Here is a 13,768-nt window from a genome sequence, read left to right as displayed (position 1 = left end):
CATGGCCGGCACCGTACGGGCACTTCTCGTGGGGATCGACGACTACCTCGCGATCACGCCTCTCGCGGGCTGCGGCAACGACGTCGCGGCGGCCGAGCAGGTGCTGCGGGTGCGCGCGGAGTCCGCGGGGGCCACCCTGGAGGTGCGCACCCTCCGTGACGCCGAGGCGACCAGGGAGGCCCTGATCGCAGCGTTCGTCGAACACCTGGGCAGCACCGGGCCGGACGATGTCGCCGTGTTCTGGTACAGCGGGCACGGCTCCCAGGAGCAGGCGCCGGAGTCCATCTGGCACGCCGAGCCCGATCGACTGATCGAGACCCTGGTCCCCTACGACGCCCGCACTCCCGGCGTATTCGACCTGGCGGACAAGGAGCTCGCGCAACTGCTCGGCCTGGCCGCGGGGCGCGGCGGTCATATGTTCGCCGTGCTCGACTGCTGCCACTCGGGGGGCGGGACCCGCACGATCGACGACGACGTCACCGACGGTGTCCGCGCGGCGCCGGCGGACGAGCGGATCCGCCCGCCGGGGGCGAGCCTGTCCCTGCCTGCCACCAGGGGCCCGGGCGGGGCGAGACCTCCCGGGCCCGGCGGTGGTCCGGCCGCTCGCTGGGTGGCGCTGTCCGCCTGCCGCTCGGACCAGAAGGCCAAGGAACGACCGGTGCGGGGTGTCACCCGCGGGGTGCTCTCGGCGGGCCTCGAGCGGGCCCTCACGGGTGCGATCGGGCCGCTCTCCTACCGGGACATCCACCGGATGTGCAGCGCGGCCACCCTTGACCTCGTCGCCGATCAGAGCCCGCAGCTCGAGGTCTCCGAGCCGGGCGACCTGGACCGGCCGTTCCTCGGCGGAGCGGCGGTGCTGGCTGCGCACCCGTTCACGATGAGCATCCGCGGTGGTCGGTGGCTGCTCGACGGCGGGGCGGTGCACGGTCTCCCGGACGTCTCCGTCGGCAGCACGGAGATCGCACTGTTCCCGATCGGCGCGCCGCAGGACGGCGCGCCGCCACCCTCGGCCGAGCCGCTCGCGCGGGGTGTCCTCACGCAGGTGCGGGTCGGCGAGAGCGACGTCCGGATCACCGACGGCGAGGGCGCCCTCGATCCCGCGCGCACCTATCGTGCGAGCGTCGGCCGTGCCGGCCACGCCCCGGGCGGCCCGGCCGGCGGCGCGGCGAACGGCGGCGCGGTCGGTGGCCGCGCGAACGCCGGCGGCGTGGGCGGTGGCCCGGCCGGTGACCTCCCCGGTGACGCAGGCGGGGATCCGGGCCGGGCCGCGCACATCGGTCGCTGGCACGACCTGCTCGACCGGCGCAACCCGGGCACCACGATCCCGGTGGGGACCGTCGATGTCGCCGTCGAGCAGCCCGACGGCACCCCGCTACCCGTGGACGGCACCGTGGAGGTGCGGTGCCCACCCGGGCAACGGTGGGCGCCAGCGCGGATCCGGGTGGTCAACCGGCTCGGGCCCAGGCTGTACTGCGCCCTGTTCGCACTCACCCAGGACCACGGCGTGGTGCCGCTGCTGCCCGGTGGCGGTGCCTGGCTCGGGGCCGGCGAGGAGGCCTGGGTCCTCGACGCCACCGGTGAGCCGACGGTCCGGATGACGGTGGCCCCGGGCCGGTCCCGGGCCGTGGACGTTCTCAAGCTGTTCGTCAGCACGGTGGAGTTCGATGCCCAGCAGATGCAGCAGGCCGAGTTGGGCGCCGACGCCAGCCGGGGGCTGACCCTGGATCCCGCCGCCCTCGTCGCGGACGCCGCCGCGGTATCAGCGCAGGACTGGACCGCGGCGGAGTGGGTGATCACGACCCTGGCGCCGTGACGGTCGCGTGCCCCCACCCATCGCGACGCAGGCGGGCCCCGGCCTCAGGCCGTCGCCTGCGTCATCTGCCGCAGTTCCTTCTTGAGGTCGGAGACCTCGTCCCGCAGCCGGGCCGCGAGCTCGAACTGCAGCTCCTCCGCCGCCGCGTGCATCTGGTCGTTCAGCTCCTGGATGAGGTCGGCGAGATCCGATGCGGCCGCCCCCGCGAGCTTCTCCCGCGTGGTCGTGGGCGTGGGTGCCTTCCCACCGCGTCCCTTGCCCTGCTGGCGGTAGCCACCGGACAGGAGCTCCTTCGTGTCGATCTCCTCGCGGGCGAGCATCTCGGTGATGTCCCCGATCCGCTTCCGCAGCGGCGTCGGGTCGATGCCGTTCGCCGTGTTGTAGGCGACCTGCTTCTCCCTGCGCCGGTCGGTCTCCTCCAGTGCCAGCTTCATGGACGGCGTGATCGAGTCCGCGTACATGTGCACCTCACCGGACACGTTCCGAGCGGCCCGCCCGATCGTTTGGATCAGCGACGTGGACGAGCGCAGGAAGCCCTCCTTGTCCGCGTCCAGGATGCTCACCAGGGACACCTCGGGCAGGTCGAGGCCCTCCCGGAGGAGGTTGATGCCGACGAGCACGTCGAACACACCCGAGCGCAGCTCGCGGAGCAGTTCCACCCGGCGCAGCGTGTCCACCTCGGAGTGCAGGTAGCGCACCCGCACGTCCCGTTCCAGGAAGTAGTCGGTGAGGTCCTCGGCCATCTTCTTGGTGAGCGTGGTGACCAGCACCCGCTCGTCCCGGCCCGCGCGCTCCCGGATCTCGGCGAGCAGGTCGTCGATCTGGCCCTGGGTCGGCTTGACGACCACCTTCGGGTCGACCAGACCGGTGGGCCGGATGATCTGCTCGACGACGCCGTCGGACTGGGACAGCTCGTAGGAGCCCGGGGTGGCGGAGAGGTACACGGTCTGCCCGATCCGGTCCAGGAACTCCTCCCACCGCAGCGGGCGGTTGTCCATCGCGCTCGGCAGCCGGAACCCGTGTTCGACCAGGGTGCGCTTGCGGGAGGAGTCCCCCTCGAACATGGCTCCGATCTGCGGCACGGTGACGTGTGACTCGTCGATGACGAGCAGGAAGTCCTCGGGGAAGTAGTCCAGCAGCGTGTGCGGGGCGGAGCCCGCCTCGCGCCCGTCGATGTGCCGCGAGTAGTTCTCGATCCCGGAGCAGGACCCGATCTGGCGCATCATCTCGATGTCGTACGTGGTGCGCATCCGCAGCCGCTGCGCCTCCAGGAGCTTGCCCTGTGCCTCGAACTCGGCCAGCCGCTCGGCGAGCTCGACCTCGATCGTCCCGATCGCGCGTTCCATCCGCTCCGGCCCGGCCACGTAGTGGGTGGCCGGGAACAGGTGCGTCTCGGTCTCCGAGCGCACCACCTCACCCGTGAGCGGGTTCAGCGTCTGGATGGACTCGATCTCGTCCCCGAACATCTCGATCCGGATCGCGAGCTCCTCGTAGACGGGGATGATCTCGATGGTGTCTCCGCGGACCCGGAACGTACCCCGGGTGAAGGCCATGTCGTTGCGCGTGTACTGCATGGTCACGAAGTGGCGGAGCAGGTCGTCGCGGTCGATGCTGTCCCCGACCCGCAGTGGCACCATCCGGTCCACGTACTCCTGCGGGGTGCCGAGACCGTAGATGCAGGACACCGACGCGACCACGATGACGTCGCGCCGGGTGAGCAGGTTGTTCGTGGCCGAGTGCCGCAGCCGCTCGACCTCGTCGTTGATCGAGGAGTCCTTCTCGATGTAGGTGTCCGACTGCGGGACGTACGCCTCGGGCTGGTAGTAGTCGTAATAGGAGACGAAGTACTCGACTGCGTTGTTCGGCAGGAGCTCACGGAACTCCGTGGCCAACTGCGCGGCCAGGGTCTTGTTCGGCGCCATCACCAGGGTGGGCCGTTGCACCTGTTCGATCAGCCAGGCCGTGGTCGCCGACTTCCCGGTACCGGTCGCACCGAGCAGCACGACGTCCTTCTCCCCCGCCTTCAACCGCTCCGTGAGGTCGGCGATGGCGGTCGGCTGGTCCCCCGAGGGGGTGTACTCGGAGATCACCTCGAACGGGGCGACGGTCCGCTGCAGATCGGTGACAGGGCGCATGACACAAAGGTACGTCGGACCGGTGACATTCATCGATCGCGCCGGTACGCCGTCGGCCGAACGAGGCGTGCCAGACTTCGGCCATGTCGACACTTCGCCCCGAGACCCTGCCGCTGGACGCCGGGGCGACCGTCTGGTCGGTGCCGCCGAACCGGGTCAACGCGGCGCTCGACGAGCGTCCGCTGCTCGTCCTGCTGCACGGCTTCGGCTCCAACGAGGCCGACCTCGCCGGCCTGATGCCGCACCTGCCTGCGGAGTTCGTGATCGCGAGCCTGCGGGCACCGCTGCCGGTCGCCGTCGGGGCCGGCCGCGGCTACGCCTGGTTCCCGATCACCGACCCCGGCCGCCCGGACCCCGCCTACCTCGACGCCGGTGTGCGGGGCATCCGCCGCTGGCTGGAGCACACGCATGCACGGGTACGGACCCCGGGACCCGTTGCCCTGCTCGGGTTCTCCCAGGGGGGCGCGATGGTGACCCACCTGCTGCGCCACAACCCCGAGGACTACACGTGCGGCGTGGTCCTGTCCGGCTTCACCGCCGGTGGGCTCGTGGCCGGCGACGAGGCCCTCTCGCAGATCCGCCCGCCGGTGTTCTGGGGCCGCGACGAGGCCGATCCGGTCATCACGGCCGCCGCGGTCGAACGCACGACGGCGTTCCTCGCCTCGCACGTCGACCTCACCGAGCGCCGGTACCCCGGTCTCGGCCACGGCGTGGCCGCCGCCGAGCTCGAGGACGTCGCCCGATTCCTCCGCGAGCACGTCGGTTCGCCCGGGTCCTGAGCCGCGCTGTCGCGAAGGCGGCCGGCGGGGCAGACTGGCTCACGACGCCGCGCACGGAACGTCCGGGCGGGCGAAGGAGGAATCGACAGATGGCACTCGTCAGCCGTGCAAGCGCATCCTGGTCCGGGAACCTGTTCCAGGGGTCGGGCTCAGCGAGCCTGGACAGCTCCAAGCTCGCGACCTTCGACATCAACTGGAAGGCGCGCACCGAGGAGAACGGCGGCACCACCAACCCCGAGGAGCTCATCGGCGCCGCGCACGCCGCGTGCTACTCGATGGCGTTCTCGAACGTGCTCGACTCCAACGGCACCCCGCCGACGCAGATCAACACGGGCGCCAAGGTCACGTTCGACCCGGGCGCGGAGGGCGGCGCCGCGATCACCGGCATCCACCTGACCGTCTCGGCGACGGTCGAGAACCTCTCGGAGGAGGACTTCCAGAAGCTCGCCCTCGCGGCGAAGGAGGGCTGCCCGGTCTCGAAGGCCCTCGCGGGCACCGAGATCACGCTGACGGCGTCGCTCGCCTGATCCTGCTCGATCCGGTTCGCGCCGCGGGGGCCGCTCAGCCGGCCTCCGCGGCTGCGTCGATGGACATCTCGACCACGTCCAGTAGCCGTTCCAAGGTCGTCTCGAACCCACCGACATCGTTGTCGAAGGCCCCCGCGAGATAGACCTCGGTCATCACCGGATACCGATCGACGTCGAACCAGTCCTCCCAGAAGCTGCTCATCGACTCCCAGTAGTCGTCCTGCCCGACCCCACTGGCGTCGCTGTCGACGGACTCGGCGATGGAGCTGCGCGCGAGGCCCTGCAGCACCGTGTCCACCAGGCCGATGGTCTGCACCACCTGGACAGGGGCCAGCGCCGTGCGGATCAGGGTGCGCAGACCCGCCTCCTGGGCGTCGAGCACGCGCGGCGACAGCGGGGCACGCCACATATTCGTCTGGAGCAGCCACGGCTCGCGCTCGTACAGTTCCCAGAACTCCCGGCAGTACTGCCCCAGTGCCGTCCGCCAGGGTTCACCCGCCTCGGGCAGCCCGAGTCCGCCATACACGCTGTCGATCATCAGGTCGATGAGCTCGGTGCGGCCGGGCACGTAGGTGTACAGCGACATCGCGCCGACGCCGAGCTCCTTGGCCACCTTGCGCATGGACAGCGCCTCGAGGCCCTCGGCCCGCACCACCGCCAGCCCCGCCGAGATCACCTCCGCGAGGCTCGTGCTGGCCGGCCGGCCCTTCGTCGACGGCTCCGGCGGCGACCACAGCAGTGCGAGCCGCCGGGTCACCTCGGGCGTGCGCGTGACGAACGGGTACCCGTCGGCCATCGCCTTCTGTGCGGCGAGCTGCTTCAGCCCGTCACCGTCGTCCGCAACCTGATCGTCGATCGTCACCGGCCCTCATCCTCCTCCGTCACGTGCGAGGCAATCTGACCACATCCGCCGGCACCCATTTCCCGTACAGCGTATGCTATCGTTCGGATCCCAATTTCAGTACACCGTACGAGAGGAAGCTCCCGGGTGATCCGTGCACGAGGCCTGACCAAGACCTTCCAACGCAAGAAGGAGACCGTCGAAGCGGTCAAGAGCATCGACGTCGACGTCCACGAGGGTGAGCTCGTGGCGTTCCTCGGCCCGAACGGGGCCGGGAAGTCCACCACGCTGCGCATGCTCACCAGCCTGCTCGAACCCACCTCCGGCACCGCCGAGGTGGCCGGCTGGAACGTCACCGACGACCCGGCGCAGGTGCGCGCCCGGATCGGCTACATCGGACAGGGGAACGGTGGTGGCTACTCCTACCGGGTGCTCGATGAGATGCACAACCAGGGCCGGTTCTACGGGCTGCCCGCCGAGGAGTACCGCCGCCGCACCTCCGGCCTGCTCGAGGCGCTCGAACTCACCGGGCTCGAGAAGCGCACGGTGCAGAGCCTCTCCGGGGGCCAGCGCCGCCGTCTGGACGTGGCGATGGGACTGATGAACCACCCGCCGCTGCTGTTCCTCGACGAACCCACCACCGGGCTGGACCCACACAGCCGGGCGAACCTGTGGGAGCACATCGGCGCGATGCGAGAGCGCTACGGAATGACCATCGTGCTCACCACGCACTACCTTGACGAGGCGGACACCATGGCCGAACGGGTGGTGGTCATCGACCACGGCACGATCATCGCGGATGCACCGCCGTCGGTCCTCAAGCGCGAGTACGCCGACGACGTGATCACGCTGACGCTCGCCGCCGGCGGCCGAGCTGAGGAGATCACCACGCTGCTCGCGGGAGCCGGTGGCGAGGTGCGCACCGAACCGGGACCGGACGCCGCACTGGTCGTCGTGATCGCCACGACGCACGGATCGGACCGGTTGCCGGCCGCGATCGAGGCGCTGCGGCTGGCGGGACACACCGTCACCTCGGCCGACCTCAGACGGGCCAGCCTCGATGACGTCTTCCTCAACCTGACCGGGCGCAGCCTGCGAGAGGAGGCCGCGTGATGTCCACGCTCACCCAGGAGCCCGAGCGCGAGGTACGTACCGTGCTGCTGCATACCGGCGCCCGCAAGTTCATCGGCGACGTCGGCGCCGTGTTCGTGCGGGAGATCCTGCTCGTCATCCGCGACCCGTTCACGCTGATCTTCTCGTTGCTGCAGCCGCTGGTCTTCCTCGGCCTGTTCGCGCCGATGCTGACCGGTGCGGTCGGCGGCCTCGGCGGTGGCGGTGGTTCCACGGCCGAGACGCTGCAGTGGTTCGTGCCCGGGGTGATCGTGATGATCTCCCTGTTCGGTACCTCGATGACCGGATCGAACCTGCTGTACGAACTGATGACCGGGTCCTACGAGCGGGTTCTGGCGACGCCACTGAACCGGTCCGCGATCCTGATCGGGCGCTCACTCAAGGAGTTCGCCCCGCTGGTGGTGCAGGGGCTGATCATCGTGCTGATCTGCGTGCCGTTCGGCTTCCGTCTCTACCCACTGCACCTGCTCGTCGGCCTGGCGCTGCTCGGCCTGTTCGGGATCGGCGTGGGAGCGCTGTCGATGGCGCTGGCGCTGGCCGCGAAGAGCCGGGAGTGGCTGTTCTGGGGTGTGCAGCAGGCGCTCCTGTTCCCGCTGCTCATCCTCTCCGGCATGATGCTGCCGCTGGAGAGCGCACCGAGCTGGATGCAGGTCGCGGCGCAGTTCAACCCGCTGACCTACATCGTGGAGGCGGAGCGAGCCCTGCTCAGCGGGTCCTTCGGAGCCGCCGAGGTGCTGTGGGGCTGGGTGGCGGCCGCGCTCACCTGCGCCGTCGGGCTGTGGGTGGGTATCCACCGCACCCGCAGGACTGTCTGAGCGCGCGGCGTTCCCGTGCCGAGCAGCCGGTCGGCACGGGAGCGCCCGTCCGTCCGTCACCGGGTCGGTGGCTGCCACCGTTCGGCGTCGACCCACGCCTGCAGGCGGGGCCAGACCTGGGTGAACCAGGGCTCCTTCGCCGCAGCGTAGGCGCCGGTGTCGGCAGTGGCCGACGCGGTACGGCGCTTCAGTGCCGCGTACTCCTCGCGGGCGGCATCGTCGGCGCGGAGCCAGTCCCGGAAGGCCAGAGCGTAGGTCCAGCCGAGTCCGCCCACCACCCGCACATGCAGGTTCACGGCACGGCACGGGTCCGCGTTGCCGTGCAGGCGCTTGTCCCACCGGCGCGCATCGGGTTCGTTCGGCTTCGAGGTGTCGACCCACTCCCCGGCCCGCACCGGGAACCCGGCCCGGCCGAGCGCCTCGGCGATCCGGTCCGCATCCGCGAGGGTGTCCACGCCGAGCTGCAGGTCGAGCACGTCCTTGGCCACCAGTCCCGGCACGGCGGTGGACCCGATGTGCTCCGCCGACCGGACCCGTTCCCCGCCGGCGCGGCGCAATCGGGCGAGGATCTGGTCCGCCTGCACGGCCCAGGTACGTGGCGGCTCGGGTGGTTCGACCAGCACTGCCCGCCCGGATCGGGCCGCCACGGCGCCCGCCTCGAGGTTGCGCGCGTACGGCACGATCCGGCTCCGCCACACCTGCCCGACGGCGGCACGCACCTCGTCCGGATGCCGTTCGTTGTCGATCCAGACGTCGGCGACCCGGCGCCGGGCCTCGTCGTCGGCCTGCGCCGCGATTCGGGCGAGGGCGTCCTCGGGCGTCATGCCACGGTCGGCGACCAGCCGGTCCAGCCGCACGTCGGCGGACGCACCGACCACCAGGACCAGGTGGTAGCCGGCCGCCAGTCCGTTCTCGACGATGAGCGGAACGTCGTGCACCGCGATCGCGTCGGCCGGGAGCGCACGCACCCGGGCCTTCGTGGCCTCGCCGACGAGCGGGTGCACGATGGCGTTCAGCCGCGCCCGGGCGTCGTCGTCACGGAAGATCACCCGGCCGAGGGCGGGCCGGTCCAGGGCGCCGTCGGCCGTCAGCACGCCGTCGCCGAACGCCTCGACCACGGCCCGCAGACCCGGGGTGCCCGGTTCGACCACCTCGCGAGCGATCACGTCCGCGTCGATGAGGTGCGCGCCCAGGTCGGTGAGAGCCGCGGCGATCGTGGACTTGCCGGCGGCGATGCCCCCGGTGAGGCCGATGTGTAGCACGGGCACCACCCTACGAGGTGGGGCGGGGTGTGGCCTCAGTCGGTCTCGCCCGCGGCGACCCGCAGGTCCGCCGCAACGTCCAACGCGGCGTCGACGCTGACGCGCACCGCCCGGGCGAGCGTCGCCAGACCGGGCGAGCCGACGCCGTCGGGCATCGGCACGTGCACGAAGCCGGCGCGACGGCCCTGCGCGAGGCCCGCCCACGCCGTCGCGCGGAAGAACATCGCGTTGCACACGAACGTGCCCGCGGTCATGGACAGTTCCGCCTCGATGCCGGCGTCCGCGAGCAGGGCGCGGGTGGCCTTGACCGGCAGCGAGGTGAACAGCGCGGTCGGCTGCCCGGCCAGCACGGGTGCCTCGGCGGGCTGGGCACCGTCGTTGTCGGGGATCCGGGCGTCGCACAGGTTCACGGCGAGCCGCTCGAGACTGACCCGGCCCCGCCCGGGGGCCAGGCCGACGCCGATCACGACGTCCGGCCGGTGCTCGGCGAGCAGGGCGTCCAGGTCGGCGCCCATCCGGTCATAGGCCACCGGCAGCTCGGCGGCGACGAGCAGCTCGGCACGGTCCCAGTCGCGCTCGACCACGCGCACCGCCTCGATCGAGGGGTTGCGGCCGGCGCCGTCGAAGGGTTCGAAGCCGGTGAGGAGCACGGTGCGGTTCAGGGCGGGCACCCGTGCAGCCTACGTGCGCCGACGGCGACGGCCCGCCACCCCGGTGCGGGGTGACGGGCCGTCGAGGTACTGCGTGGGGCTGGATCAGCCGCCGGTCAGCTTCTCGCGCAGTGCGGCGAGGGCCTCGTCGGAGGCCAGCGTGCCGGCCGCCTCGACCGGAGCCGAGCTGTAGGACGAGGAGTCCGAGCCCGAGTCCGAGGAGGAGGACGACGACGACGAGGAGCTGCTGGAGGAGGTGCCCGGGTCGGCGTCGGCCTCGATGGCCGCCGCGACCTGCTGCTTGTGGGCCTCCCAGCGAGCCTGGGCCAGCGCGTACTGCGCCTCCCATGCCTCGCGCTGGGTGTCGTAGCCCTCGAGCCACTCGTTCGTCTCCGGGTCGAAGCCCTCGGGGTACTTGTAGTTGCCCTGCTCGTCGTACTCCGCCGCCATGCCGTACATGGACGGGTCGAAGTCGTCGCTGCTGGGGTCGACGCCCTCGTTGGCCTGCTTGAGGGACAGCGAGATCCGGCGACGCTCGAGGTCGATGTCGATGACCTTGACGAACACCTCGTCGTCGACCTTCGCGACCTGCTCCGGCAGCTCCACGTGGCGCTGGGCCAGCTCGGAGATGTGGACCAGGCCCTCGATGCCGTCCTCGACGCGCACGAACGCACCGAACGGAACGAGCTTGGTGACCTTACCCGGCACGACCTGCCCGATGGCGTGCGTGCGGGCGAAGGCCTGCCACGGGTCCTCCTGGGTCGCCTTCAGCGACAGGGAGACACGCTCGCGGTCGAAGTCGACGTCGAGGACCTCGACGGTGACCTCCTGGCCGACCTCCACGATCTCGTTCGGGTGGTCGATGTGCTTCCAGGACAGTTCGGAGACGTGGACGAGACCGTCGACGCCGCCGAGGTCCACGAACGCACCGAAGTTGACGATGGAGGAGACCACACCGGGGCGGACCTGACCCTTCTGCAGCGTCTGCAGGAAGGTGGAACGAACCTCGGACTGGGTCTGCTCGAGCCAGGCGCGACGGGACAGGACCACGTTGTTGCGGTTCTTGTCCAGCTCGATGATCTTGGCCTCGATCTCCTGGCCGATGTACGGCTGGAGGTCGCGGACCCGGCGCATCTCCACGAGGGAGGCGGGCAGGAAGCCACGCAGGCCGATGTCGAGGATGAGGCCGCCCTTGACGACCTCGATGACGGTGCCGGTGACGACGCCGTCCTCCTCCTTGATCTTCTCGATCGTGCCCCAGGCCCGCTCGTACTGCGCGCGCTTCTTGGACAGGAGCAGACGACCCTCCTTGTCCTCCTTCTGGAGGACGAGGGCCTCGACGCGCTCACCCACGGAGACGACCTCATCGGGGTCGACGTCGTGCTTGATGGAGAGCTCGCGGGAAAGGATGACGCCTTCGGTCTTGTAACCGATGTCGAGGAGGACCTCGTCCCGGTCGACCTTGACGACGGTGCCCTCGACGATGTCTCCGTCGTTGAAGTACTTGATGGTCGCATCGACGGCTGCGAGGAAGTCTTCTTCCGAGCCGATGTCGTTGATCGCGACCTGCGGGACCTTCGTCGTGGCGGGGGTGGTGATAGTCATAGAGTGTTGGACTCCGATGTGGACAGGAATAGTACGGACAGGGGCTGGTGGCACACGTAGCCCCCGCGAACCGTGTGTTCCCATGGTCATCGGAGTTCCGATCACCGGGCGGCGCAGGAGGGCACGAAAAGCCGTCTACTAGTCTATCGTGTCCGGCCAGGCATCGCTACCAGCCCCGATGTCGGCCGCGACACCCGGGCACCGAGGCTCACGCCAGCGCGGACGCGACCGCGATCAATTCGTCCGGGACCCGCTTCAACCGGCCCGCGACCTCGCTCAGCGGCACCAGTTCGACCCGGTCCCCGCGCAGCGCGGTCATGACGGCGCTGCGGCCCTCGGCGAGGGCCTCCACCGCGGCGTAGCCGAACCGGGAGGCGAGGATCCGGTCACCCGGGAGCGGCGTGCCCCCGCGCTGCACGTGACCGAGCACCGTGACCCGGGTCTCGAACCCGGTGCGCGCGGCGATCTCGGCGGCGACCCGCTCCCCCGTGGAACCGGCGATGATCTCGCCGTGCGGGCCGAGCCGGGTCTCGAACTCGAACGACGTGCCCTCGGCGGGCACGGCACCCTCGGCCACCACCACGATGGAGAACGACGCGTGAGCCCGGTGCCGGTGCTTGAGTGTGCGGACCACCCGGTCCATGTCGAACGGTGCCTCCGGTGCGAGGACGATCTCGGCGCCGCCGGCGATGCCGGCCTGCACGGCGATCCAGCCGGCGTGCCGGCCCATCACCTCGACCACCATGACCCGGTTGTGCGACTCGGCGGTGGTGTGCAGGCGGTCGATCGCCTCCGTGGCGACGTGCACGGCGGTCTCGAATCCGATCGAGGCGTCGGTGCCCTCGACGTCGTTGTCGATGGTCTTCGGGATCCCGATGACGTTCACCCCGTGCTCGGCCACGACGCTCGCCGCGTGCAGGGTGCCGTCCCCGCCCACGCAGATCATCGCGTCGATCCGCTCCGCCTCCAGGGTGGCCAGCACCGCGTCCATGCCACCGGGCTCCGAGTGCGGGTGGAACCGTGCGGTGCCGAGCAGCGTCCCGCCGAGCGCCAGCACGCCGCGGATGTCGTCGCGGGCGAGCGGTCGGACGTCGCCCTCGGCCACGCCGCGCCAGCCGTTGCGAAAACCGGTCACCGAGTGCCCGTAGGAGCCGTGTGCATGCTTGACGACCGCCCGGATCGCGGCGTTCAGTCCGGCGCAGTCGCCGCCCCCGGTGATCAGTCCGATGCGCATGGCCACTCCCTGATGTCGATTCCCGTCGGCTGGTCGCTCGGCATCAGGGCCGCCCGGGTTCGAGTCTAGGCTGACGCCGAACGAGGGAGGACCCATGGGGACCGATCGGCGCGGGCCGTTGGCGAGGGCCGGGTACGAGCAGGTCGACGGCGGCCGGGCGGCGGGCGCGAACGCCGCCTGGTGGAGCGAGGGTGCGCAGGAGTACCTGGGCGAGCACGGCGAGTTCCTGGGGGCGGCGGACTTCTGCTGGTGCCCGGAGGGGCTGCGGGAGGAGCGGGCCCAGTTCTTAGGGCCGACGGCGGACCTCGCCTCCCGTTCGGTGCTGGAGGTCGGCGCCGGGGCGGCGCAGTGCTCCCGGTGGTTGCGTTCGCGGGGCGTGCTGGACGTGGTCGCGACGGACGTGGCGCCGGGGATGGTGGCCGCGGCCGCGGCGCTGGACGCCGCGACCGGGATCGGCGTGCCGACCGTGGTGGCCGACGCCCGCGACCTACCGTTCGCGGACGCCTCGTTCGACGTGGTGTTCACGGCGTTCGGGGCGCTGCCGTTCGTGCCCGACGCCGAGCGGGTGCACGCAGCAGTGGCGCGGGTGCTGCGCCCGGGCGGGTTGTGGGTGTTCTCGGTGACCCACCCGATCCGGTGGGCGTTCCCCGACGACCCGAGCGCGCACGGGCTGACCGCGGTCCGGTCCTACTTCGACCGCACGCCCTACGTCGAGACCGACGACGCCGGCGAACCGCTCTACGCCGAGTTCCACCGGACCATCGGCGACCATGTCCGGGACGTCATCGGGGCCGGCCTCGTCATCGAGGACCTGATCGAGCCGGAGTGGCCCCCGGACAACGCGAACATGTGGGGCGGCTGGGGGCCGGAGCGGGGAGCTCTGCTGCCAGGGACCGTGATCCTGCGGACCCGGCTGCCGGGCTGACCTCCTGGCCGGACCCGCGGCGACCAGTGTCCGAGGACCCGCGGTGCCCAG

At 71.0% G+C, this 13,768-nt stretch carries 12 protein-coding genes; 6 read left to right on the top strand and 6 right to left on the bottom strand.

The annotated features are described in order from the left end of the window. Position 1 precedes the first annotated feature (1 nt). The gene (locus GKS42_RS11225) at positions 2-1,813 is read left to right on the top strand and encodes a caspase family protein (RefSeq protein WP_154793895.1); all 1,812 of its coding nucleotides are present in this window, start codon (positions 2-4) and stop codon (positions 1,811-1,813) included. 44 nt (positions 1,814-1,857) lie between these two features. On the opposite strand, the gene uvrB is transcribed toward GKS42_RS11225, so the two are convergent. Further along, positions 1,858-3,948: an excinuclease ABC subunit UvrB gene (gene uvrB / locus GKS42_RS11220; protein ID WP_154793894.1), complete on the bottom strand. Its 2,091-nt coding sequence runs from the start codon at positions 3,946-3,948 to the stop codon at positions 1,858-1,860. An 83-nt stretch (positions 3,949-4,031) separates the two neighbouring features. Between uvrB and GKS42_RS11215 the strand changes: the two genes are divergently transcribed. Together GKS42_RS11215 and GKS42_RS11210 are read left to right on the top strand one after the other, a co-directional pair. Beyond that, positions 4,032-4,727, top strand: a complete 696-nt coding sequence (locus tag GKS42_RS11215) for an alpha/beta hydrolase (protein ID WP_154793893.1) — start codon at positions 4,032-4,034, stop codon at positions 4,725-4,727. Between the two features lie 89 nt (positions 4,728-4,816). Next, positions 4,817-5,254, top strand: coding sequence for an OsmC family peroxiredoxin (locus tag GKS42_RS11210; RefSeq protein ID WP_154793892.1), 438 nt, complete (start codon positions 4,817-4,819; stop codon positions 5,252-5,254). Between the two features lie 34 nt (positions 5,255-5,288). Here GKS42_RS11210 and GKS42_RS11205 read toward each other — a convergent pair whose 3' ends face one another. Further along, entirely contained in the window at positions 5,289-6,116 is an 828-nt protein-coding gene (locus tag GKS42_RS11205) for a TetR/AcrR family transcriptional regulator (RefSeq protein WP_154793891.1), read from the bottom strand. A gap of 126 nt (positions 6,117-6,242) precedes the next feature. Between GKS42_RS11205 and GKS42_RS11200 the strand changes: the two genes are divergently transcribed. Both GKS42_RS11200 and GKS42_RS11195 read left to right on the top strand, forming a co-directional pair. Then, complete coding sequence (locus tag GKS42_RS11200) at positions 6,243-7,208, top strand: ABC transporter ATP-binding protein (RefSeq protein ID WP_154793890.1); 966 nt, start codon at positions 6,243-6,245, stop codon at positions 7,206-7,208. Continuing rightward, positions 7,208-8,041, top strand: a complete 834-nt coding sequence (locus tag GKS42_RS11195; protein ID WP_154793889.1) for an ABC transporter permease — start codon at positions 7,208-7,210, stop codon at positions 8,039-8,041. Before GKS42_RS11200 ends, GKS42_RS11195 begins: the two co-directional genes overlap by 1 nt. Positions 8,042-8,097: 56 nt before the next feature. Here the strand turns inward: GKS42_RS11195 and coaE are convergent, their stop codons facing one another. The 4 genes from coaE to GKS42_RS11175 form a co-directional block, all read right to left on the bottom strand. Then, on the bottom strand, positions 8,098-9,303 hold the full coding sequence (coaE, locus tag GKS42_RS11190) for a dephospho-CoA kinase (protein WP_154793888.1): 1,206 nt from the start codon (positions 9,301-9,303) through the stop codon (positions 8,098-8,100). A gap of 35 nt (positions 9,304-9,338) precedes the next feature. After that, positions 9,339-9,974, bottom strand: coding sequence for a pyroglutamyl-peptidase I (locus GKS42_RS11185; protein ID WP_232848016.1), 636 nt, complete (start codon positions 9,972-9,974; stop codon positions 9,339-9,341). Positions 9,975-10,058: 84 nt separating this feature from the next. After that, the gene (gene rpsA, locus GKS42_RS11180; protein WP_154793887.1) at positions 10,059-11,558 is read right to left on the bottom strand and encodes a 30S ribosomal protein S1; all 1,500 of its coding nucleotides are present in this window, start codon (positions 11,556-11,558) and stop codon (positions 10,059-10,061) included. Positions 11,559-11,766: 208 nt separating this feature from the next. After that, positions 11,767-12,792 carry a 6-phosphofructokinase gene (locus GKS42_RS11175; protein ID WP_154793886.1) on the bottom strand — a complete coding sequence of 342 codons (1,026 nt, stop codon included), beginning with the start codon at positions 12,790-12,792 and terminating at the stop codon, positions 11,767-11,769. A gap of 94 nt (positions 12,793-12,886) precedes the next feature. Here GKS42_RS11175 and GKS42_RS11170 point away from each other — a divergent pair, with 94 nt between their 5' ends. After that, on the top strand, positions 12,887-13,717 hold the full coding sequence (locus GKS42_RS11170; RefSeq protein WP_154793885.1) for a class I SAM-dependent methyltransferase: 831 nt from the start codon (positions 12,887-12,889) through the stop codon (positions 13,715-13,717). Positions 13,718-13,768 lie beyond the last annotated feature (51 nt).

Source organism: Occultella kanbiaonis (assembly GCF_009708215.1).
Taxonomy (GTDB): Bacteria; Actinomycetota; Actinomycetes; order Actinomycetales; family Beutenbergiaceae; genus Occultella; species Occultella kanbiaonis.
This window is presented reverse-complemented; position numbering and strand designations above follow the sequence as displayed.

Excerpts from the sequence above, each read along its gene's own strand:
- GKS42_RS11225 (WP_154793895.1), top strand. The coding sequence starts at position 2 with ATGGCCGGCACCGTACGGGCACTTCTCGTGGGGATCGACGACTACCTC.
- uvrB (WP_154793894.1), bottom strand. The coding sequence starts at position 3,948 with ATGCGCCCTGTCACCGATCTGCAGCGGACCGTCGCCCCGTTCGAGGTG.
- GKS42_RS11215 (WP_154793893.1), top strand. The coding sequence starts at position 4,032 with ATGTCGACACTTCGCCCCGAGACCCTGCCGCTGGACGCCGGGGCGACC.
- GKS42_RS11210 (WP_154793892.1), top strand. The coding sequence starts at position 4,817 with ATGGCACTCGTCAGCCGTGCAAGCGCATCCTGGTCCGGGAACCTGTTC.
- GKS42_RS11195 (WP_154793889.1), top strand. The coding sequence starts at position 7,208 with ATGTCCACGCTCACCCAGGAGCCCGAGCGCGAGGTACGTACCGTGCTG.
- rpsA (WP_154793887.1), bottom strand. The coding sequence starts at position 11,558 with ATGACTATCACCACCCCCGCCACGACGAAGGTCCCGCAGGTCGCGATC.
- GKS42_RS11175 (WP_154793886.1), bottom strand. The coding sequence starts at position 12,792 with ATGCGCATCGGACTGATCACCGGGGGCGGCGACTGCGCCGGACTGAAC.
- GKS42_RS11170 (WP_154793885.1), top strand. The coding sequence starts at position 12,887 with ATGGGGACCGATCGGCGCGGGCCGTTGGCGAGGGCCGGGTACGAGCAG.